The sequence below is a fragment of the Marinobacter sp. Arc7-DN-1 genome (assembly GCF_003441595.1).
Taxonomy (GTDB): Bacteria; Pseudomonadota; Gammaproteobacteria; order Pseudomonadales; family Oleiphilaceae; genus Marinobacter; species Marinobacter metalliresistant.
The window spans coordinates 3,658,304-3,680,003 of record NZ_CP031848.1 but is presented as its reverse complement, the minus strand read 5'-3'; the positions used below and the strand labels follow the sequence as shown (position 1 = coordinate 3,680,003).

20 protein-coding genes and 2 tRNA genes are annotated in these 21,700 nt (G+C 59.0%); 16 read left to right on the top strand and 6 right to left on the bottom strand.

Annotated features, from left to right (window positions below):
• Nucleotides 1-169 precede the first annotated feature (169 nt).
• Genes D0851_RS17325 through hemA form a run of 4 tightly spaced genes read right to left on the bottom strand, consistent with a single transcriptional unit; the run spans nucleotide 170 to nucleotide 4,166 of the window.
• Nucleotides 170-916 carry a molybdopterin-synthase adenylyltransferase MoeB gene (locus D0851_RS17325; RefSeq protein ID WP_117619743.1) on the bottom strand — a complete coding sequence of 249 codons (747 nt, stop codon included), beginning with the start codon at nucleotides 914-916 and terminating at the stop codon, nucleotides 170-172.
• The gene (prmC, locus tag D0851_RS17320; protein WP_117619742.1) at nucleotides 906-1,802 is read right to left on the bottom strand and encodes a peptide chain release factor N(5)-glutamine methyltransferase; all 897 of its coding nucleotides are present in this window, start codon (nucleotides 1,800-1,802) and stop codon (nucleotides 906-908) included. Before prmC ends, D0851_RS17325 begins: the two co-directional genes overlap by 11 nt.
• Entirely contained in the window at nucleotides 1,792-2,880 is a 1,089-nt protein-coding gene (prfA, locus tag D0851_RS17315; RefSeq protein ID WP_117619741.1) for a peptide chain release factor 1, read from the bottom strand. Before prfA ends, prmC begins: the two co-directional genes overlap by 11 nt.
• The gene (hemA, locus tag D0851_RS17310) at nucleotides 2,877-4,166 is read right to left on the bottom strand and encodes a glutamyl-tRNA reductase (protein ID WP_117619740.1); all 1,290 of its coding nucleotides are present in this window, start codon (nucleotides 4,164-4,166) and stop codon (nucleotides 2,877-2,879) included. Before hemA ends, prfA begins: the two co-directional genes overlap by 4 nt.
• A gap of 248 nt (nucleotides 4,167-4,414) precedes the next feature.
• On the opposite strand from hemA, the gene D0851_RS17305 reads away from it, so the two are divergent.
• From D0851_RS17305 to D0851_RS17265, 9 genes are all read left to right on the top strand, one after another.
• Complete coding sequence (locus D0851_RS17305) at nucleotides 4,415-6,160, top strand: tetratricopeptide repeat protein (RefSeq protein ID WP_117620445.1); 1,746 nt, start codon at nucleotides 4,415-4,417, stop codon at nucleotides 6,158-6,160.
• Nucleotides 6,160-6,792: a lipoprotein insertase outer membrane protein LolB gene (gene lolB, locus D0851_RS17300; RefSeq protein WP_117619739.1), complete on the top strand. Its 633-nt coding sequence runs from the start codon at nucleotides 6,160-6,162 to the stop codon at nucleotides 6,790-6,792. The genes D0851_RS17305 and lolB overlap by 1 nt, the downstream gene beginning before the upstream one ends.
• The gene (gene ispE / locus D0851_RS17295) at nucleotides 6,789-7,652 is read left to right on the top strand and encodes a 4-(cytidine 5'-diphospho)-2-C-methyl-D-erythritol kinase (RefSeq protein WP_117619738.1); all 864 of its coding nucleotides are present in this window, start codon (nucleotides 6,789-6,791) and stop codon (nucleotides 7,650-7,652) included. Before lolB ends, ispE begins: the two co-directional genes overlap by 4 nt.
• Nucleotides 7,653-7,671: 19 nt before the next feature.
• Nucleotides 7,672-7,746, top strand: a tRNA-Gln gene (locus tag D0851_RS17290).
• Nucleotides 7,747-7,798: 52 nt separating this feature from the next.
• Entirely contained in the window at nucleotides 7,799-8,749 is a 951-nt protein-coding gene (locus D0851_RS17285; RefSeq protein ID WP_117619737.1) for a ribose-phosphate diphosphokinase, read from the top strand.
• A gap of 165 nt (nucleotides 8,750-8,914) precedes the next feature.
• Nucleotides 8,915-9,559, top strand: coding sequence for a 50S ribosomal protein L25/general stress protein Ctc (locus D0851_RS17280; protein WP_117619736.1), 645 nt, complete (start codon nucleotides 8,915-8,917; stop codon nucleotides 9,557-9,559).
• 30 nt (nucleotides 9,560-9,589) lie between these two features.
• A complete protein-coding gene (pth, locus tag D0851_RS17275) occupies nucleotides 9,590-10,180 on the top strand; it encodes an aminoacyl-tRNA hydrolase (protein WP_117619735.1) in 591 nt (196 codons plus the stop codon).
• Nucleotides 10,181-10,257: 77 nt separating this feature from the next.
• The gene (gene ychF / locus D0851_RS17270) at nucleotides 10,258-11,349 is read left to right on the top strand and encodes a redox-regulated ATPase YchF (protein WP_117619734.1); all 1,092 of its coding nucleotides are present in this window, start codon (nucleotides 10,258-10,260) and stop codon (nucleotides 11,347-11,349) included.
• Nucleotides 11,350-11,441: 92 nt separating this feature from the next.
• Nucleotides 11,442-11,518: transfer RNA gene (locus D0851_RS17265), tRNA-Met, on the top strand.
• A gap of 68 nt (nucleotides 11,519-11,586) precedes the next feature.
• Here the strand turns inward: D0851_RS17265 and D0851_RS17260 are convergent.
• A complete protein-coding gene (locus D0851_RS17260) occupies nucleotides 11,587-12,072 on the bottom strand; it encodes a methyl-accepting chemotaxis protein (RefSeq protein WP_319922338.1) in 486 nt (161 codons plus the stop codon).
• 412 nt (nucleotides 12,073-12,484) lie between these two features.
• Between D0851_RS17260 and D0851_RS17255 the strand changes: the two genes are divergently transcribed.
• The 4 genes from D0851_RS17255 (at nucleotide 12,485) to D0851_RS17240 (ending at nucleotide 17,723) form a co-directional block, all read left to right on the top strand.
• Nucleotides 12,485-13,930 carry a TrkH family potassium uptake protein gene (locus tag D0851_RS17255; protein ID WP_227539339.1) on the top strand — a complete coding sequence of 482 codons (1,446 nt, stop codon included), beginning with the start codon at nucleotides 12,485-12,487 and terminating at the stop codon, nucleotides 13,928-13,930.
• Between the two features lie 114 nt (nucleotides 13,931-14,044).
• Nucleotides 14,045-15,322 carry an O-acetylhomoserine aminocarboxypropyltransferase/cysteine synthase family protein gene (locus tag D0851_RS17250; protein ID WP_117619731.1) on the top strand — a complete coding sequence of 426 codons (1,278 nt, stop codon included), beginning with the start codon at nucleotides 14,045-14,047 and terminating at the stop codon, nucleotides 15,320-15,322.
• Between the two features lie 128 nt (nucleotides 15,323-15,450).
• A complete protein-coding gene (gene lipA / locus D0851_RS17245; RefSeq protein ID WP_117619730.1) occupies nucleotides 15,451-16,494 on the top strand; it encodes a lipoyl synthase in 1,044 nt (347 codons plus the stop codon).
• 8 nt (nucleotides 16,495-16,502) lie between these two features.
• A complete protein-coding gene (locus D0851_RS17240) occupies nucleotides 16,503-17,723 on the top strand; it encodes a methyl-accepting chemotaxis protein (protein ID WP_117619729.1) in 1,221 nt (406 codons plus the stop codon).
• Nucleotides 17,724-17,929: 206 nt separating this feature from the next.
• On the opposite strand, the gene D0851_RS17235 is transcribed toward D0851_RS17240, so the two are convergent.
• On the bottom strand, nucleotides 17,930-18,382 hold the full coding sequence (locus D0851_RS17235) for a Spy/CpxP family protein refolding chaperone (RefSeq protein WP_227539338.1): 453 nt from the start codon (nucleotides 18,380-18,382) through the stop codon (nucleotides 17,930-17,932).
• Nucleotides 18,383-18,624: 242 nt separating this feature from the next.
• Here D0851_RS17235 and ylqF point away from each other — a divergent pair, with 242 nt between their 5' ends.
• From ylqF to fnr, 3 genes are all read left to right on the top strand, one after another.
• A complete protein-coding gene (gene ylqF, locus D0851_RS17230; RefSeq protein ID WP_117619727.1) occupies nucleotides 18,625-19,485 on the top strand; it encodes a ribosome biogenesis GTPase YlqF in 861 nt (286 codons plus the stop codon).
• A 111-nt stretch (nucleotides 19,486-19,596) separates the two neighbouring features.
• Nucleotides 19,597-20,805: a beta-ketoacyl-ACP synthase I gene (fabB, locus tag D0851_RS17225; RefSeq protein WP_117619726.1), complete on the top strand. Its 1,209-nt coding sequence runs from the start codon at nucleotides 19,597-19,599 to the stop codon at nucleotides 20,803-20,805.
• Nucleotides 20,806-20,943: 138 nt separating this feature from the next.
• Complete coding sequence (gene fnr, locus D0851_RS17220; RefSeq protein WP_117619725.1) at nucleotides 20,944-21,693, top strand: fumarate/nitrate reduction transcriptional regulator Fnr; 750 nt, start codon at nucleotides 20,944-20,946, stop codon at nucleotides 21,691-21,693.
• The last annotated feature ends 7 nt before the right edge of the window (nucleotides 21,694-21,700 follow it).

Genomic DNA, 21,700 nt, shown 5'->3' with positions numbered 1-21,700 from the left:
CAGAGTGCAGAGCTATGACGCAGGGTCGGGGACGGCCTTCCCAAAACTGTGCGGAGCCATGGATGGCGGAGCCCAAGCGTCACAGGGACGTGCCGCAAGGAGCGTGTTTTGGGAAGGCCGTCCCCGACCCTGCAGCCCGAGAGTTGGACTGCCAGCTCAACTCACAGAGCTACTCCGAGCAAACAGGGCAGGAAGGATCCCGAACCAGCTTCATTTCCCGCCACTGCATCTCCCAGGCATCCAGAATCAACAGCCGGCCAACCAGAGGCGTACCCACACCAGATATCACCTTGATGGCTTCCATGGCCTGGGCTGAACCGATCATCCCCACCAATGGCGCAATCACCCCTGCCTCCGAACAGGTCAGATCCTCATTGCCCTGCTCCGGATACAGGCAGTGATAACAGGGACTGCTCTGCTGACGGCTGTCAAACACCGAAAGCTGCCCTTCACCGCGAATGGCCGCACCCGAAATCAGAGGCACCTTCGCCGCCACACAGGCCCGATTGAGAGCAAAACGGGTGCTGAAGTTATCGCTGCAGTCCACCACCAGGCTCGTTTCCTCAACCTGCCTGGCCAGCTCCTCGCCCTCCAGGCGCTGATTCAGGGCAGTCACCGACACCAGCGGATTGATCCGGCGAATACGGCCAGCCAGGCTTTCCGCCTTGGATTCGCCCAGCTGGTTCTGCTCAAAACCGATCTGGCGCTGGAGATTGGCCAGCTCGATGTTGTCATCATCCACCAGGCTGAGCTGCCCCACACCGGCTGCGCCCAGGTAGAGGCCAACCGGGCACCCCAGGCCGCCTGCGCCGACCACCAGCACCCGGGCGGATTTCAGCCTTTCCTGGCCGGCAATATCGAACCGCGGCATCAGGATTTGCCGGCTGTAGCGCAATAGTTCGTCGTCACTGAGCATCTGCATCTCCGTTGTTGGAAGCGGAGCCGTTCGCCCCGGCAGCCGAACGCCATTTCCCCAGGGTCATCCGGTCCCGGCGGCCATAGTCCTGCAGGCCTCGCACCTCGGCGAAGCCCCGATCACGGAACAGCGCCGCCACCGGCCCGGCCTGATCAAAACCATGCTCCACCAACAACCAGCCACCTTCAACCAGCCAGTCCGGCGACTGTGTCACAATCAACCGGAGATCATCCAGACCATCAGTACCAGAAACCAGAGCCGAGGCCGGCTCGAAACGCACATCGCCTTCACCCAGATGAGGGTCGCTGCCCGGTATATAGGGTGGATTGGAGACAATCAGGTCAAAACGGGCGGGCTCCAGCTGCGAGAACCAGGAACTGTTAACCACCGAAACCGGCAAAGCCAGCAATCTGCTATTTTCCCGTGCCAGCTCCACCGCCTCGTCCACCTCATCGCACGCCGTTATCCGCCAGCCCGGGTGTTCACTGGCCAGAGCCAATGCAATGGCGCCCGTACCGGTACCAAGATCCAGAACCCGGGCCTGTTCCGGTAACGGTAAACCCAGGGCGGTCTCCACCAGGCATTCGGTATCCGGCCGGGGAATCAGGGTGGAAGCACTTACTTTCAGTGGCAGCGACCAGAACTCCTGGTGTCCCAGCAGGTAGGCCACCGGCGTGCCGGCAACGCGCTCTGCCACCAGCGCTTCGAATGTCTCAGCTTGTGATTCAGTGACTTCGCGCTCCGGCCAGGCCCGGAAGCTGGTCCGGCCAAGCCCGGTGATGTGGCTTAACAGCAGCTCGGCATCCAGCCTTGGAGAATCACTGTTGATGCGATCAGCAGCCTGATTTATAAGTGCTTCACAGGTCAGTGAGGGTTTACTGGTCATCGGCGAGGGAGGCGAGCAGTTCCGCCTGGTGCTCCTGCTGCAACGGCACAATCACCGCATCCAGATCACCGGCAATCACTTCATCGAGTTTGTAGAGCGTCAGATTAATCCGGTGGTCCGTTACCCGGCCCTGAGGGAAGTTGTAGGTACGGATACGCTCTGAGCGGTCCCCGCTGCCAACAAGGCTTTTGCGGGTTTCAGCCATGGTCTTTTGCTGTCGCTCAGTCTCCGCATTCTGCAGCCGGGATGCCAGCAGACTCATGGCCTTGGCCCGGTTTTTGTGCTGCGAACGCTCTTCCTGGCACTCCACCACAATGCCGGTGGGCAGGTGGGTTATCCGGATGGCAGAGTCGGTCTTGTTCACGTGCTGACCACCCGCGCCTGACGAGCGGAAGGTGTCCACCCGCAGATCCGTTTTGTTGATCTGGATGGCCTCGGCCTCATCGGCCTCTGGCATTACCGCCACCGTGCAGGCCGAGGTATGGATACGGCCCTGTGATTCCGTTTCCGGCACCCGCTGCACCCGGTGAGCACCGGACTCAAACTTGAGGGCACCGTAGACTCCGTCGCCGGCGACCCGGGCAATCAGTTCCTTGTACCCGCCGTGCTCGCCCTCACTCTCGTTCAGCACTTCAACCTGCCAGCGGCGACGCTCGGCATAGCGCAGATACATTTTAAACAGATCCCCGGCAAAAATGGCCGCCTCATCTCCGCCGGTGCCAGCGCGGATCTCAAGGAACACGTTCTTTCCGTCATTGGGGTCTTTCGGCAACATCAGGCGCTGGAGTTCCTCGTCCAGCTCCTGGTTTTTCTGCTGCGCGAGTTTCAGCTCTTCCTCGGCCATCTCCCGCATGTCTGCGTCGCCATCTTTCGCCAGCTCTCTGGCAGCCTCGATATCATCGAGCGACTCTTGCCAGGCCTGGAAGCAATGAACAACAGGCTCAATCTCGGCAAACTCCCGGGAAAGCTCCCGGAATTTGTCCTGCTGCGAGATGGTGGAGGAATCGCTGAGCAACGCGCTGACTTCCTCGAAACGTTCTGTAAGCTGCTCGAGGCGGGACTGGATCGATGGCTTCATAGTTTTTCCGGGGTAGTCGTCGCGTCCGCGTCCAGTGCATCCAGCTGGTGCAACTCACGCAGCCACTCTGTCACCTCGGTCCGACCTTCTGTCGTGGCCTTGCGAACCTGAACAGAAGGTTCATGCAGGAGTTTGTTGGTAAGCCCCCGTGCCATGCTGCGCAGCACGGTCTCGGGGTCTGTTCCGTTGCGCAGGGCGCGCAGGGCTTTTTCGGTCTCGGCATCGCGCAGTATTTCAGCGCGCTGACGGAACTGCTTGAGGGTAGACACCGCATCCAGTGCCCTCAGCTGGTTCAGAAAATCCTGAACCCCTGCAGCCACCAGATTCTCCGCTTCCCGGGCAGCGCCCTCACGGGAACGGATGTTTTCTTCGATGACCTGGCGCAGGTCATCGACGGTATACAAATAGACGTCTGCCAGCGAGGCCACTTCCGGTTCGATATCCCGGGGCACCGCAATATCCACCATGAAATAGGGACGGTGCTTGCGCTTCTTCAGGGCACGCTCAACAGCGCCCTTGCCAAGGATCGGCAGCGGACTCGCGGTGGAAGAAATAATAATGTCAACATCGGCCAGGTGGTCCGGAATTTCGGAGAGGACAATCCCCTTGCCGCCACGGGATTCAGCCAGCGCCTGCGCCCGCTCCAAGGTACGGTTGGCCACCAGGAAATCTTTCACTCCGGCATCCGCAAGGTGGCGGGCCACCAGCTCAATGGTCTTGCCGGCGCCAATCAGCAACGCCTTGTTGTGGGACATGTCCGCAAAGATATGGTGAGCCATGCTCACGGCCGCATAGGCCACAGAAACGGGGTTCTCGCCAATGGCCGTCTGGGTACGCACGCGCTTTGCCACAGAAAAGGTGTGCTCGAACAACCGGGAGAGGAAGGAACCACTGGCGCCGTTCTCCCGGGCCAGGGAGTAGGCATCCTTGAGCTGCCCGAGAATCTGCGGCTCGCCCAGCACCATGGAGTCAAGGCCGGCCGCCACACGCATCATATGCCGTACCGCGTCGCCGTCACGATGCACATACAGCACTTCTTCAAGCTCGGCGGCGTCCAGATCATGAAACCCGGCCAGCCAGCGAAGTACCATGGGGGCGCAATCGTCATCACCAGCCAGGTAAAGTTCGGTGCGGTTGCAGGTGGAAAGGATGGCCGCCTCGCTGGCACCGGAGGTCGCCCGGAGTTCCGCAAACGCCTCCGCCATGCGCTCGGGCGTAAACGCCACCCGCTCCCGCAATTCAACAGGGGCCGTGCGATGATTGATTCCCAGCGTTACCAGTGCCATTTCGTGGTTGTACAACCTTTTTGCCGATGAGCGGTGAAATACGCGCAATTACCAGCCATTTTAACGGCCAGAGGCCGGAGCTGCCACCCAAAACCGCTGCAGCTTCGGCAAGTGCGGACAGGTTGGGCAAGATCAGGCGCTTATGCCATTATAGGGGCTCGGCCGAGGCCGGAACCCGATCTACCTCAAAAAAAGGGGCCGGAGAGTGGTTATTTCTGATGCGTTTTCGACAGATCATGGGAAGTTGCATGCACAAATCCGTACCGTTCCTGGTTACCTGCCTGCTTGGCCTGACACTGGCAGGCTGTGCCAGCTTCACCGGCACCGAGGAAATGCCCGCCCCGAAAGAAACAGCTACTGCCGACAAAAAAGCGGATGCACCGCCGCCGGTGGAATACGCAGACTTCGAGCCGGAAACGCTTTATCTGCTTCTGTCCGCCGAAATTGCAGCCCAGCGCGGCCGCTATGACATTACCCTGGTGAATTACGTCAAGGCCGCCAAACAGTCCCGGGACCCAGGCGTGATCCAACGCGCCATGCGGATTGCCCAGTCCCTGAACGGCGACAACGCCCAGAAACAGCTGGCCGACCTGTGGCTGGAGGTTGACCCGGACAGCCTGCAGGCTCACCGGATTTCCGCTATCCAGGCAGTGAAGAGCAATGACCTCCAAACGGCCCTGCACCACATGGAACAAATCATGGACCGGGGCGGCGATGCCGATTTCGACAGCCTGGCGGCCATGGCCACCAACCTGCCGCCGAAACAACAGCAGGAACTGCTCTCTTTATATGAAGATATGTCCCTACGCCGCCCCAACACCCCTGAGCTTGATTACAGCATCGCGCTGCTGCTCAAGATCACGGGGCAACCGGAACAGGCACTGGACCGGCTGGAGCCGCTGCTGGAAGAAAACCCCAACTTCCAGCCGGCGATCATCCTTAGAGCTGATCTGCTCTATCAGACCGGCGAGAAAGGCAGCGCCCTCGACTACCTCCTGGCAAATACCCGGCGCTTTCCCGGCAACCGACAGATGGGCACGCTCTATGGCCGGATGCTGATCAATGAAGGCGAACTGCAGGCCGCCCAGGACGAATTCAGTCGCCTGGTGCAGCAGTACCCGGACACCCCGGGCCTCCGGCTTTCCCACGCACTGGTCGCCCTGGAAAACGGGCAAACGGATCTGGCCAGGCAAGAACTGACACAGCTGACAGAACAGGGCCAACATGGCAGCGAAGCCAACTATTACCTGGGCCGCATTGAAGACCAGGCCGGCAACACCGAACAGGCCATTGGCTACTACCAGAGCGTTGAACAGGGCAATTACTACTTCCCCGCACTCGCCCGCGCCAGCTCACTGCTTGCCGAAAACGGACAGTTGGATGACGCCGTCGACAGAATCCGGAGACTCCGGGACGCCAACCCCAGACAGGCCGAAAACTTCTGGTTGCTGGAGGTAAACCTGCTCCTCGGCGAAGGACAGCGGCAAGAGGCACTGAGCACAGCAACGGAAGCCCTGGAGGAACACCCCGACAACCTCCAGATCCGCTACGCCCGCGCCATGCTTTACGACACACTTGACCGGGCCGCTGATGCCGAGGCCGATCTGAAGCGGATTGTTGAGCAGGACCCTGAAAACGCCGTTGCCCTGAACGCCCTCGGCTACATCCTGAGCACACGTACCGACCGACTGAGAGAGGCCCGCGGTTACATCGAGAAGGCACTGTCACTGGACCCGGGGAATCCGGCCATTCTCGACAGCATGGGCTGGATCCTGCTCCTTGAGGGGCAGATCAGGCCTGCGCTCGAGCACCTGTCCCGCGCCTGGGCCGCCTATCCGGATCCGGAAGTAGCCGCCCATTACGGTGAGGCCCTGTGGATGAGCGGGGCCGAGGACCAGGCCAGGATCATCTGGCAGAAAGGCCTTGATCAGGACCCCAATCACGAAGTACTCAATGAAACCATAGACCGGCTGACACGTGGTGGTGAGCAGTAATGAAACTTGTCCGAACCCTGGCGGCACTCCTCATGCTCGCCACCCTCGGCGCCTGTACCACCATTCAGCTCGAACCCCTGCCGGAAGGGATGACAGACCAGCCACCTGCGAACTGGACGGCCCGCTCGGCCAGTCTCGGGCAACTGGATCACTGGAAGCTCTCCGGCAAACTGGCGGTCCGCCAGCCATCGGACAGCGGCACCGCCATCATCAACCACTGGATTCAGGACGGCCAGGCCTACGACCTGGCCCTGTCCTCATCGTTTCTGGGCATGGGCAGCACCAGACTCAAAGGCGTCCCCGGCTTTATTGAGCTTACACTCCCCAATGGCGACACCTACCGCTCTGGCGAACCGGAGTCCCTGGTGGAAGCGGCCACCGGCTGGCAGCTGCCCCTGGAGAACCTGACCTGGTGGATCCGCGGCTTGCCCTCACCCGGCAGCGATTACCGCCTGCTGTTTGATGAACAAGGCAGCCTGGCGATCATCCGGCAAGACGGCTGGGAGATCCGCTACGACCGCTGGCGGGACTTTCTTGCCAGCTACCCGGCACTGCCCGCCCGCATCACCGCCCTGAAAGAAGACAAACGGGTGAGGCTGGTGGTCTCCGACTGGCAGGAGCAGGCGCTGTGAGCCTCGGCATCACCCTGCCCTCGCCCGCCAAACTGAACCTGTTTCTGCACATTGTCGGGCGCCGGCCAGACGGCTACCACGAGCTGCAGACCCTGTTCCAGTTTCTCGATTACGGCGACGACCTCACCTTCACCCCTACCCCTGAACGGCCCGGCGCAAGGCTTGAGGAGTCTGTCCCCGGCGTACCCGATGACGACAACCTGGTCATTCGCGCCGCCAAAGCCCTTATGGAGCGCAACCGCGAAGAACTGCCCGGCGTTAACATTCGCATTACCAAACGGCTGCCCATGGGCGGAGGCCTCGGCGGCGGCAGCTCCAACGCTGCGACCACACTGCTCGGACTCAACCACCTCTGGAGCCTGCGCCTCGGCATCGATGAACTGGCCGATATTGGCCTGACCCTGGGCGCCGATGTGCCAGTGTTTGTTCGTGGCCACGCCGCCTTTGGCGAGGGCGTTGGTGAAAAGCTGACCAACGCGAATCCACCGGAAGACTGGTTCGTCGTTATCAAACCTGCCTGTAACATAAACACGGGCAAGATTTTTTCCGAGCAAGGGTTGACAAGGAACACCCCGAGAATCAGAATAGCGCCCGCTTTTGAGGGAGACGCCTCGAGGTACCGAAACGACTGTGAGGATGTAGTTCGCAAACTGTATCCTGAGGTCAACCAGAGCCTGGAATGGCTTTCACAATTCGGACCTGCAAGATTAACCGGAACCGGGGCTTGCATATTTGGACGTTTCCCGACAGAATCCGCAGCCCGGATCATCTGGGAAAGCAAACCCTCCGGCGTCACGGGGTTCGTAGCTAAAGGGGTGAACAGTTCACCTCTGCACAAAAAGCTAACAGAGCTGAAATGATGCCAAAAAAGCACGATACTGGGGTGTCGCCAAGTGGTAAGGCAACGGGTTTTGATCCCGTCATGCGCAGGTTCGAATCCTGCCACCCCAGCCACCTTTCTCCCGCTTCTTCTGAATCAAACCCCGATACTGAGAAGGATGCCGTCGTGTCCAAACTGATGATTTTTGCCGGCAATGCCAACCCCGAGCTTGCCAGAGCCATCGCCCAGAAACTCCACATTCCCATGGGTCAGGCCACGGTAGGCCGCTTCAGCGACGGCGAAACCACCGTCGAGATCAATGAGAATGTCCGCGGCCATGATGTGTTCATCATCCAGCCGACCTGCTACCCCACCAACGATAACCTGATGGAACTGATCGTGATGGCCGACGCACTTCGCCGTGCCTCCGCAACACGTGTCACTGCCGTTATCCCGTACTATGGATACGCCCGCCAGGATCGCCGGGTTCGCTCTACCCGCGTTGCCATCAGCGCCAAGGTGGTAGCCGACATGATCTCCAGCATCGGTGTTGACCGGGTTCTGACCGTCGACCTGCACGCCGACCAGATCCAGGGCTTCTTTGACATCCCGGTAGACAACATCTATGCCACGCCGGTGATGCTTGATGACATCTTCAAGCAGCGTTTCGAGAACTTCGTGGTGGTCTCTCCGGATGTTGGCGGCGTCGTTCGCGCCCGCGCCGTCGCCAAGAAACTGGACGACGCCGATCTGGCCATCATCGACAAACGTCGCCCGAAAGCCAACGTCTCGCAGGTCATGCACATCATCGGTGATGTAAAGGACAAGACCTGCATCCTGGTGGACGACATCATTGATACCGCCGGTACCCTGTGCAAGGCTGCCAACGCCCTGAAAGAGCACGGAGCTGCCAAAGTGGTTGCCTACAGCACCCACCCTGTACTCTCCGGTCCGGCCGTTGATAACATCAATGCGTCCCAACTGGACGAACTGGTGGTCTGCGATACCATCCCGCTGGGTGACAAAGCGAAGAATTGTGATAGAATCCGCGTCCTCGGAATGGCCGGGCTGCTTGCGGAGTCTATTCGCCGCGTAAGCAACGAAGAGTCCATCAGCGCCATGTTCGAGAATGTCTGAACGGTCATCTGGCCATATTTTTCAGGCATAACAGGTAGTTGCCGGGTCGGGAGCCTACACAGGCTCCCGACTCTTTTACTCAGCCGGAAAACCCGGCTTTTCAGAAACATCACCTGATCCAACGCCTGGTCGCGGGCAGTTCAGGTGACGATTGAGGTTAATACCATGTCTCAGGAATTTGTTATCGAAGCATTTCCTCGCGACGATCAGGGGAGAGGTGCGAGCCGCCGCCTGCGTCGTGAGGAGCGTAAAATTCCGGCCATCATCTATGGTGGCGGAAAAGGCGCAACTGCGGTTTCCATCTGGCACAACGAGCTGAAAAAGGCTCTGGAAAACGAAGCATTCTTCTCTCACGTTCTGACCGTCGAACTGAATGGCAAGAAAGAAAGCGTGATCCTGAAGGATCTGCAGCGTCACCCCTACAAGCCACTGCTGACCCACGCTGACTTCCTGCGCGTCGACAAGGATCACGAGATCCACGTAAACGTTCCGCTGCACTTCATCAATGAAGAAAGCGCACCGGCCATCAAGCTTCAGGGCGGCGTAGCGAACCACCAGATCACCGAAGTGGAAGTGATCTGTCTGCCGCAGAACCTGCCCGAGTTCGTCGAAGTGGACATGGCTACCGTGGAAATGGATCAGGTAGTTCACCTGAGCGACCTGAAACTGCCGAAAGACGTCAAGATTGCCGCTCTGCTTCAGGGTGAAGATCACGACCTGCCTGTAGTGGCTATCCACAAGCCGCGCGGCGCCAAGGTTGATGAGGCCGAAGACGGCGAAGAAGGTGAAGAAGGCGAAGACAAGGAGTAATGACTCCTGTACTGACGAGGGCAACGGCGAATGGCGCAGGATATTGTCATGGTGGTTGGCCTGGGAAATCCCGGGGCCGACTACGAGAATACCCGCCATAACGCCGGCGCCCTGTTTGTCGAAGCCCTGGCCCGTTCCGCGGGCCAGGCGCTCCGCCCAGAGAAGAAGTACCACGGGCTTTACGCCCGCATTCAGTGGCAGGGCCTCGACCTGCATCTCCTGAATCCCACCACCTTTATGAATCGTAGCGGCCTGGCCATCAAAGCGCTGGCAGACTTCTTCAAGATTCAGCCCCAACAGATTCTGGTTGCCCACGACGAGCTTGATCTGCCACCAGGCACCGCCAAACTCAAGAAAGGCGGCGGCCACGGCGGGCATAACGGCCTGCGGGACACCATTGCCCACCTGGGCACCAACGAATTCCAGAGATTGCGCATCGGCATTGGCCACCCCGGCGACAGCCGCAAGGTAACCGGTTATGTTCTCGGCCGCCTGGGTAAACAGGAAACCGAGCAACTGAACGCCGTAACGGATGAAATCATGCGGGTACTGCCCGATGCAGCCAACGGCAAACTTGCCGCCGCCATGAACCGCCTGCACGGCTTCAAACCGGCTCCCTGACACACCCCCTTACTCGCTTACACCCCCATACACCGGTATAATCCGGCCAAATTTTCCAGTACCAGCAGAGGCATTCCATGGGATTTAACTGCGGCATCGTCGGCCTTCCCAACGTCGGCAAATCCACCCTGTTCAACGCGCTCACCAAATCCGGCATAGGTGCGGAAAACTTCCCCTTCTGCACCATCGAGCCCAACGCCGGTGTAGTCGCCATGCCGGACCCGCGTCTGAACAAACTGGCCGAGATCGTAAAGCCCGAGCGCGTTGTGCCAACCACCATGGAGTTCGTCGACATCGCCGGCCTGGTAGCAGGCGCGTCCAAAGGTGAAGGTCTGGGCAACCAGTTCCTGGCCAACATCCGCCAGACCGACGCCATTGCCCACGTAGTCCGCTGTTTCGAAGACGGCAACGTTATTCATGTGGCCAACAAAGTCGATCCCGCATCGGATATTGAGGTGATCAACACCGAACTGGCCCTGGCCGATCTGGAAACCGTGGAAAAGGCCATCAAGCGGGTACAGCGTGTGGCCAAGAGCGGAGACAAGGAAGCCAAGGCCCAGCTCGAGATGTTCGAAAAACTCCTGCCGGTGCTGAACGAAGGCAAGCCGGTGCGCAGCATGAACCTGGACAAGGACCAGATGGCGCTGGTTCGCGAGCTGTGCCTGCTTACCGTCAAGCCCACCATGTACATCGCCAACGTGAACGAAGACGGCTTCGAGAACAACCCGCACCTGGATACCGTGCGCAAGATCGCCGAATCCGAGAACGCGGTGGTAGTGCCCATCTGCAACAAGCTGGAAGCCGAGATTTCCGAACTGGAAGACGACGAGAAAGCCATGTTCCTGGATGAAATGGGCATGGAAGAGCCCGGCCTGGACCGGGTGATTCGCGCCGGCTACGGCCTCCTGGGCCTGCAGACCTACTTTACCGCCGGAGTAAAGGAAGTCCGCGCCTGGACCGTCAAAATCGGCGCCACCGCGCCCCAGGCCGCCGGTGTGATCCACACCGATTTTGAGCGCGGTTTTATCCGTGCTGAGGTGGTGAGCTACGACGACTTCGTGAAGTACAACGGCGAAGCCGGCGCCAAGGATGCCGGCAAATGGCGCCTGGAAGGCAAGGAATACATCGTGAAGGACGGCGACGTCATCCACTTCCGCTTCAACGTGTAACTTTTCAGGAAAAACTGGGCCCGAAGCCTTGACAGAAAGAGCCCAAATACTGAAAATACGCGCCTTGTTTGGGGCGATGCCCAAAGCGAAATGGCAAGGTAGCTCAGTTGGTTAGAGCACAGCACTCATAATGCTGGGGTCGGCGGTTCGACTCCGCCCCTTGCTACCAAGATTCAAAGGGCTACGATTTACGTCGTAGCCCTTTTTTTGGTTTTGCCGGCGGTTGTACCACAACGCTCACAAAGCGCCGCCCTTCTCTCGCGCGGCAGCAGCGCTGGCGATCTGTTCTCCCATTCGCGTGATATGGTCAATCGCATCCCCAATATCATTGAGAGACTGCGCTACCTGTTCGCTCAGCACCCGATTGTCTTCCACCTGCTGCAGTCCGGCCTGCATAACCGTTGCCGTTTGCTGGCTTTCACCCACCAGGCTTTCGATAACCTCCCGGATCTCGGAGGTAGACGCTTGTGTTCGTTGCGCCAGAGAACGCACTTCGTCAGCCACGACGGAAAACCCCCGGCCATGCTCCCCCGCCCTGGCGGCTTCTATGGCCGCATTCAGCGCAAGAAGGTTGGTCTGATCCGCAATCTCCGTGATGACATCCACCACGCGCCGTATATCCGTGCTCTTGTTTTCCAGGGAACGGATTTTCTCTGCCACCTGCTGGATTTCGTGGGACAGGCGAATCAGGGATTCCCGCCCCTTCTCGCCCCTGGCTGCCAAGATCCCGGGCTTGCGAGCCGGAAAAACCCTGGAGCAACTGGTCTACCTCAGCGATTGCCGGGTCCGCCTTCCGGAACAGCACCTCCGCTTCGGCCACAAGCTCCTGCTCCCGGGGGGGGTAGCTTGGTGGCCGTGTATTTGCGCCACGTGCCCCGGATTCGGTCCTGGGCGTCAGAAACCTGCGTAGGCTGTGCTCCAAGCAGGGAAAATCCGTTTCTTTAGGTTGGGGGGCTAACAATATATGTAAATAAAAAAGTCATTCGTTAGAATGGTCACAATATTTTGCATTATTTTGACTTCGCCCGGCCAGCCACCAGACCGGCACTGCATTTGGCGCCTGAACCTTCAAACCGTTCCGGGTTCTCGTGCTATGCTTCGCCCGTTGTTGTGGCGCGCAAGGATCCTACCCCCGGTGAGAGTTCTTCCGATTGTTCAGATCGTCGGCTTTTTGCTGATTTTGCTCAGTTTTCTGATCACCTTACCCGTTAACCTGCTTGTTCTTGGAGAAACGCCGGATCAGCAAGCATTCGTTACCTCGGCACTGATCTGTTTTGGGGTGGGTTTCCTTTGCTTCATGGTAACCGACAGAAAACGCCACGGGCTGAAACAGCGGGAGATGTTCCTCCTGACCGTTTCCGCCTGGGTTATCATCCCTTTCTTTTCCAGCCTGCCGCTTCTTTTCAGCGATCTGGGCCTATCGGTCACTGACGCTTTTTTTGAGAGTATTTCCGGCATTACAACCACCGGCTCAACGATACTGACCGGGCTCGACGACATGCCGGCCGACATTCTTCTCTGGCGCTCACTCATGCAGTGGATGGGGGGGATAGGTATCATCGGGATGGCCGTGGCGATTCTGCCTTTCCTGCGTATCGGGGGTATGCGCCTGTTTGCCACCGAATCCTCCGAGTGGACCGAAAAAGCCGTGCCCCGCACCAACCGGCTTGCCCGGGGGCTTGTCTTCAGTTACCTCGCGATCACCCTGAGCTGCATCGGCGTTTACTGGTTGCTGGGCATGGATCTTTTCAATGCCGTCAATCACGCACTCACAACTGTCTCAACCGGAGGCTATTCCACTTCTGACAGCTCCATGGGCCAGTTTGACAACTCCCTGATCTTCCTCGCCTCCTCGCTCTTTATGGCCCTTGGCGGCATTCCGTTCTTCCTTTTTGTGAGGCTGCTGAATGGTCACTACACGCCACTGCTGAGGGACAAACAGGTTCATTTTTTCCTGCAGTTCCTTCTCATTGCCGCGCTCATTATCACGCTTTACCGGGTGGTGACCGCAGGCGCACCGGTGGCGGAGGCCTTTGTTCATGCCCTGTTCAACGTAACCTCTGTGGTCACCACCACCGGCTACGCCAGTGAGGACTATATGCTCTGGGGGCCGCTGGTGATAGTGATCTTTTTCTTCCTGACCTTTGTCGGCGGATGCTCCGGCTCCACCAGTGGCGGCATGAAGATGTTCCGCTTCCAGCTTTCAATGCTTCTGCTCAGGGAGCAGATGATCCGGTTGCTCCACCCCAGAGCCGCCATGGGACGGCGTTATAATGGCCGGGTCATCAGTGACGAGATTATTGCCTCTTCAGTCGCCTTCTCTTTCATCTTTCTCGCGACTCTCGCCCTCGCCTCTGCCGTGCTCGCGGCATTGGGCCTGGATCTGGTCACCAGCCTCACCGGCGCCGCCACTGCACTGGCCAACGTTGGCCCCGGGCTGGGCGATACCATTGGCCCGGCCGGAAATTTCCAGTCGTTGCCGGATGCCGCCAAGTGGGTTCTGATGGTGGTCATGCTGCTTGGGCGGCTGGAGTTGCTGAGCGTTCTGGTGCTGCTTTCTCCTCACTTCTGGCGCGGCTGAAAGCCGTCTTTGGCGCTGTTTTCGGCTCCGGGAACGGTCCTCCCGGCACATTCTCTGTGGCATACTGAAGCCCGGATCCAATAACGCCAACTCCCCGTTCGCAAGGAAGTTACTATGAAATTCGAGACGCTCGCCCTGCATGCCGGCTTCAAGAGCGACCCCACTACCCGGGCCGCCACCACGCCGATCTACCAGACCACGTCCTACACCTTCGATGACACCCAGCACGGTGCCGATCTGTTTGACCTGAAGGTTCAGGGCAACATCTATACCCGCATCATGAACCCCACCAATGCGGTTCTTGAACAGCGGATGGCCGAACTGGAAGGCGGCGTTGGCGCCCTGGCCGTGGCCTCTGGCATGGCCGCCATTACCTACGCCCTGCAAACCATCTGCAAGGTTGGCAACAACATTGTCAGCACCAGCCAACTGTATGGCGGCACCTACAACCTGTTCGCCCATTCCCTGCCCAATCAGGGCATTGAGTGCCGAATGGTACCTCATGATGATTTCGATGCCGTGGAAAAGGCGATTGATGACAACACCCGCGCCCTGTTCTGCGAGTCCATCGGCAACCCGGCTGGCAATGTGGTGGATATCCAGCGCTGGGCCGAGATCGCCCACACGCACGGCATTCCGCTGATGGTGGACAACACTGTCGCCACGCCGTTCCTGTGTCGCCCCTTTGAGCATGGCGCGGATATCGTTATCCATTCTCTTACCAAGTACATCGGCGGTCACGGCACGACTGTGGCGGGGGTCGTGGTCGACTCCGGCCAATTCGACTGGAAAGCCAACGCCGCCAAGTTCCCGATGCTGAACGAGCCGGATCCGTCCTACCATGGCGTGGTCTATACCGACGCCCTCGGCGCCGCCGCCTTTATCGGCCGCTGCCGTGTAGTGCCGCTGCGCAACACCGGTGCAGCCCTGGCGCCGTTCAACGCCTTCCTGATCATGCAGGGTCTGGAAACACTGGCGCTGCGCATGGAACGCCACTGCGAGAACGCGGAGAAAGTGGCCAGCTTCCTGCAGAACCATCCATCGGTGGAATGGGTGAACTACGCGACTCTGTCCAACAGCCCCTACAAGGCCACCTGCGACAAGATCTGTGGCGGCAAGGCCTCCGGCATCCTGAGCTTTGGCATCAAGGGTGGCCGGGAAGCCGGTGCCAGATTCATCGATGCGCTGGATCTGATCCTGCGCCTGGTGAACATTGGCGACGCCAAATCCCTGGCCTGTCACCCGGCCACCACAACCCATCGCCAGCTGAACCCGGAGGAACTGAAAAGTGCCGGCGTGAGCGAGGACCTGGTGCGACTGTCTATCGGCATCGAGCATGTCGACGACATCATTGCCGACATCACCCAGGCCCTGGACAAAGCCCAGGCTTGATGACGATCAACCGGGTACGACCAATGTCGTGCCCGGTATCCCCGTGATTGCCCGTACCTGCCTTGTAACTCCCCCGCCAGCCCATTACTCTTTAGTGTTCCCCAAGCCTTTATGAGAGTCCGGTTGCAATGAGCGACAGCGCAAAGCCCCGCATTACCAGTGGTTCCAAATTCCGCAACGAGCATGGTTTTTCAGCCATCAAGGATGGCGTCAAGCGGTCATCAAAGCAGGAAGCCACACCGGTGGAGCGCAAGCCGAAATGGCTGAGGGCACGCATGCCCGGAGGCGAACGCTATGAGGCGGTTCGCAAGAACGTCGGTGAGCATCGCCTGAGCACCGTTTGCCAGGAATCCCATTGCCCCAACATCGGCGAGTGCTGGACCGCCGGGACCGCCACGATCATGGTGATGGGATCGGTATGTACCCGGGCCTGCAAATTCTGCGCAGTGGATACCGGCAACCCGAAGGGCTGGCTGGATGTGGAAGAGCCGGAGAATACCGCCAGGTCGGTGGAGCTGATGGGCCTTCGCTACATCGTGCTCACCTCAGTGGACCGGGACGATCTGGACGACGGTGGTGCCGCGCACTATGCCGCCTGCGTATCCGCCATCAAGCAGCGCACCCCGGAAGTGGCTGTGGAAGCACTGACTCCGGATTTTGACGCGGTGATGTCGGATGTTGAGAAAGTGGTGGATTCCGGGCTGGATGTCTTCGCCCAGAATGTGGAAACCGTGAAACGCCTGACCAGCCACGTGCGGGACCGCCGCGCCGGTTATGAGAAAACCCTGAGCGTACTGGAACACGCCAAGAAGCACCGGCCGGATGTGCTTACCAAGACCAGCCTGATGCTGGGCCTGGGCGAAACCGAGAAAGAAATCCTGGAAACCATGGACGACCTGCGGGCCATTGGCGTGGATATCCTGACCCTGGGCCAGTACCTTCGTCCTACCCCGAACCACCTGCCGGTGGAACGCTACGTCACGCCCGAAGAGTTCAACCGCTACCGCGAGATCGGTCTGGAAAAAGGCTTCATGGAAGTGCCGTCCGGCCCCATGGTCCGCTCCAGTTACCGTGCCGATAGAGTCTTCGATAAAAACAATCTTGGTCTCGCCTTACAGGAAGTCCCCCAGGCCTCCAAAGCCATGCAGATTCCGGTGAAGGCCGTCGACTGAGAACGCCCATGCTGAAACTGCTGCGAAATGCCCGGCTGAAGTACAAATTCTGGTTGCTGAATATTGTCGTTTTTGCAGTGCTTTGCCTGCTGGTGCTCTATGCCATGCACACCATTGCAGGACAAACCGGCAAAGCCCTTAATGACGTGTTTTCCGAAACGGCGCCGGGATTCGCGCTGGTGGTCGCGGTTCTCATGGCGCTCGAAATGGCCGGCTCCCAGTTACTGATCTCCTTTATAGAACGCCATGTGAATCGCCTGAAAAATACCATGGTGGAGGTACAGGCCTCTGGCAACCTGAGCCAACGGGCCGATGTGGATTCCACTGACGAAATCGGCGAAATGGCCAGCGCCTTCAATGCCATGCAGGACCGTACCGTGGGCGTTGTAAAGAGCATGAAGGAAGCCATTGATCGCCTGCACAGTGAAGTCCGGGAACTGACCGCGGCTGCCGAAGCCCGCCGGGACGATCTGAGCCGACAGCAGGCAGACGCCGACCGCTCCGCAGACGTCATCGGAACCATGCTGCAGAGCTTCACTGGTATTGCCGAACAGGCCGGGATCGCCAAAACCCTGTCCCACGAGGCCCGGGACACCGCCCGTGACGGCAGCAAGCGTGTCGGCCAGAGTGCAGACAGCATCCGCAAACTGGCCGATGTGGTGCGCGATTCCGCCAGCAGTGTCGAGGCCCTGGCCGAGAACAGTCACGAAATCAGTCACGCCATTACCGAGATCCGGGGTATTGCCGAGCAGACCAACCTGCTGGCTCTGAATGCCGCCATCGAGGCGGCCCGGGCCGGTGAACAGGGCCGCGGGTTCGCGGTAGTGGCAGACGAAGTGCGCAATCTGGCGCAGCGGGTTCAGGACTCCACCGATCAGATTCAGGGCACCATCGATCGGTTGCTCAATGCCATGAGTACCGCCGTGAACCGGATGACCGGAAGCTCCGAGGGTGCCAGCCGCTGCGTCGAGGACTCCGAGGAAGGCCTCCGCGCCCTTGAGGCCATCAACGAGGTGGTCAGCCGGATTGATCAGACTAACCAGGAGATCGCCAATGTGTCCGCTGAACAGACCGCCGGCACCGACGGTGTCCTGGCCAATGTTCAGGGTATCCGCGAAACCACCCAGAACATGGTGATCCAGCTTGCCGAGAGCGCCGAAATGAGCAAGCGCCTGAAGCGGCTGATTGATTCCCTGGAAGAAGCATCCTCAAAGGTCACGGTTCACTGAGGTTTATGGCACACTCTGCACTCGTCTGAACCGGCAGAGCAGTTGTCCATGGACACTTGGTATACCTGCCAGAAAATGGTTCGGGTGTTGAGTCTGGCTTTGGCTCCTGGCCTTCCTGGTTCAGGAGCTGGCGTGACAGGCTACAAATAAAAAAGGCCACACCCAAAGATGCGGCCCTTCTCCAGAACAGCTAGCGGGAAGCTAGATCACTGCATACCCTGGCCCTGCTGCTGCATCATCTGGCGCTGCTGCATTTGTTGCTGCATCTGCTGCATGCGCTTATCGAGCTCGTCACGCTGTTCCTGGGTAAACACATTGTCTACCTTGGCCTGCATCAGCGTGGACAAGGCCGCAATTTCGCCGGTGACATCGCCCAGTTTTTCGGCGTGCTCGCGAATGGCGGCCTCATCAAAATCGGATTTGATCTCACCCTGCATCTGCTGCTGCAGCGCACGGGCTTCCTGACGGAGCTCGCCGATCTCACCCTGCATCTCGTCGATGATGGCGCGGATCTCCGTTTGCTGATCCCCGGACAGGCCCACCATTTGCGCCAGCTGATCAACCTGGTCTGGCTGTCCACCAGCGGCTTGTTGGGCCATGGCGGGAACCGAAAGGCTCAGGGCGACCAGAGCAGTACCAAACAGTTTTACAAGCTTCATAAAGTTCTCCGTTAACAGGGTGGTCACAACGTGAATACCACCGACATACATTGGTTTCGTCGTTCAGGCCCTACACCCTAAAACATCCGCACGCGGTTTTTCACCCCGATCAGCCCTGTTTTTGTACATACTTCTCACTATCCCCCGCCACAAACCGCCACACACGGGCATTCAAACAAATGTGAAAGTTTAGTCATTCCCCTTCATAATGGCGCCGATTACAGACAGCCGGAGCAGAAAAGATGGCAATTAACTGGTTTCCAGGGCACATGCACAAGGCCCGCAAGGAGATCAAACAGGTGATGCCGCAGATGGATCTCATCATTGAGGTGGTGGATGCGCGGATTCCTTTCAGCAGCGAAAACCCGCTGGTGCCGGCCCTGCGTGGCGAAACGCCGCTGATCAAGGTATTGAACAAGCGCGACCTGGCAGACCCGGAGATCACCGAGCGGTGGCTGGTCTGGCTCGAGAAAGAGCGTGGGGTGCGTGCCATTACCCTCACTCACAATCAACGCACCGAGGCGTTGTCCATCCTCAAGCTTGCCGAGGAAATGACGCCAGATCACGATCGCCAGAAAAGCGCATTGCGGGTGATGATCCTGGGCATTCCCAATGTCGGCAAGTCCACCCTGATCAATACCCTGGCGGGACGGCCCGCAGCCAAAACCGGGAACGAGCCGGCGGTCACAAGGGCGCAGCAGGCCATCAAGCTGCCCGACAACATCCTTCTGTACGACACCCCCGGCTTCCTCTGGCCCAAGCTGTCTCCGGAAGCCTGCGGATACCGCCTGGCGATCACCGGCGCCATTCGAAGCTCGGTGCTGGATTTCGAGGACGTTGCCATGTTCGAGGCGGACTACCTGCTCGAGGCCTACCCGGAGCTGGTCAAGGCCCGCTACGGTTTTGAGGAGCTGCCGAAAGACGGTCTGGGACTGATGGATGGTATTGCCGCAAAACGTCGGTTTTTCGGTCGGGGTGGCGTTCCGGATCTGCACAAGGTGTCAGAGGTTTTACTCAACGAATTCAGGGCCGGAACGCTGGGGCGTATCTCTCTGGAAACACCGGAGATGGTTGAGCGTGAAGCCCGGGAGGCAACCAGCTAACCGCCCCCTTACCAAGGTCAAATATCGCATTCGGCCCAAAGCGCCTAGACTGTTAGATAACGTAATTGATCGCAAGGTCGGCCATTTCGGCCGGCCGGGAAGGAGGAATTTATGAGACGCGTCGTCGTCACCGGTATGGGCATCGTTTCCTGCCTCGGCAACTCACTGGATGAGGTCAGGGACAGCCTGAAAAACGGAAAGTCTGGCATTCGCTTCAACGAAACCTACAAGGAAATGGGCTTCCGCAGCCAGATTGCCGGCTCTGTGGACGTAGACACATCCGTTATCGACCGCAAGATCCGCCGCTTCATGGGCCCTTCCGCCATGTACAGCTATCTCGCCATGGAACAGGCCATTGCCCAGGCGGGCCTTACCGGAGATCTGATCTCCAACGACCGCACCGGCCTGATTGCCGGTTCCGGTGGTGCGTCCTGTTCCAGCCAGGTTGAAGCCACGGATATCATGCGTGCAAAAGGCGTCAAGCGTATTGGGCCTTACATGGTGCCGCGCATCATGACCAGCACGGTGTCAGCCTGCCTGGCCACCGCCTACAGGATCCGGGGCGTAAACTATTCCATGTCGTCTGCCTGTGCCACCAGCGCCCACTGCATTGGCCACGCTATGGAGCAGATCCAGGCCGGCAAGCAGGACATCGTGTTCGCCGGTGGTGGCGAGGAAGAAGACTGGAGCCTGACCATGATGTTCGACGCCATGGGAGCCCTCTCCACCAAATACAACGAAGCGCCGGAAACGGCTTCCCGCCCCTTCGATAACGGCCGGGACGGGTTCGTGATCGCCGGCGGTGGCGGCATGGTGGTTCTGGAAGAACTGGAACATGCGAAGAAACGGGGCGCCAATATTATTGCCGAGCTGACAGGCTATGGCGCCACCTCTGATGGCTACGACATGGTAGCCCCCTCCGGCGAGGGCGCACAGCGCTGTATGAAACAGGCCATGGCCACGATCCGTGGCAAGGTCGACTACATCAACGCCCACGGCACCAGTACCCCGGTAGGCGATGTGGCTGAAATGGGCGCGGTACGTGCCACCTTCGGATCCGACATTCCTGCCATTTCCTCAACCAAGTCACTGTCCGGGCATTCCCTGGGCGCTGCCGGCGCGCAGGAGGCAATTTACTCGCTGCTGATGCTGCAGAATGGTTTCATGGCCGGCACCGCAAACCTGGTCAATGTGGATGAGAAAATCGGCGATATTCCACTGGTGGGCCCTGAAGGCCGCGAGGCAGACCTGGGCACCGTGATGTCCAACAGCTTTGGTTTTGGCGGCACCAACGCCTCGCTGGTCTTTGAGAAACTGTAAATCCTCTCTTGCAAGGGCCCTTGGGCCCTTTTTTTAAAAAAATAAATTCTAAGACCATCCCGCTTGATCATTGGCAAAGACAGTCATCCGTATTAAGGTACATTGTTGATATGAATCAAATCGGACGGATCATTACGTATGGCTCAAGCAATTCCGTTTCGTCAGGCATTTCCCCTGAAGGCGTCCTGCCACCAGTGCAGCCTGAGCAACCTGTGCCTGCCCCTGGCCATTGCAGAGAACGACCTGGACAGACTGGAAGATATCGTCCAGCAAGGGCGGATTTTCAGTCGCGGCGAACACATCTTTGACCAGAGCGCGCCCTTTCGCTCCTGCTTTGCGGTAAAAAGCGGATCGATCAAGACGTCAATCATTACCGAAGGTGGTGAGGAGCAGGTCACCGGGTTCTTCATGCCCGGTGAGCTGGTCGGCCTCGACAGCATGAGTAGCGAGAACTACGCCTGCACAGCCAAAGCCCTGGAGAGAACCAGCGTGTGCGAGTTTCCGGTGGATAAACTGGAGGAGCTGACCGGCAAGCTGCCGGATTTGCAGCACCACATGTTTCACCTGATGAGCCAGGAAATCCAGAACAGCCATCAGCTCGCGATGCTGCTGAGCAAGAACACAGCCGAGGAGCGCATTGCTGCCCTGCTGCTGTCACTGTCCAGCCGATTCCAGCGCCGGCGCATGTCCCCCACCAACTTCAGCTTGCCGATGGCGCGGAACGATATTGCCAACTTCCTCGGGCTGGCTGTAGAAACCGTCAGCCGGGTGTTCACACGATTCCAGAATCAGGGAATTATCAAGGCCCGAGGCCGGGAGGTTGAACTACTGGACGTCGAGGCCCTGCAGTTGGTTACCCGCGAGTTCTCACGGCAGTCTAATCCCTAAGCTCAGG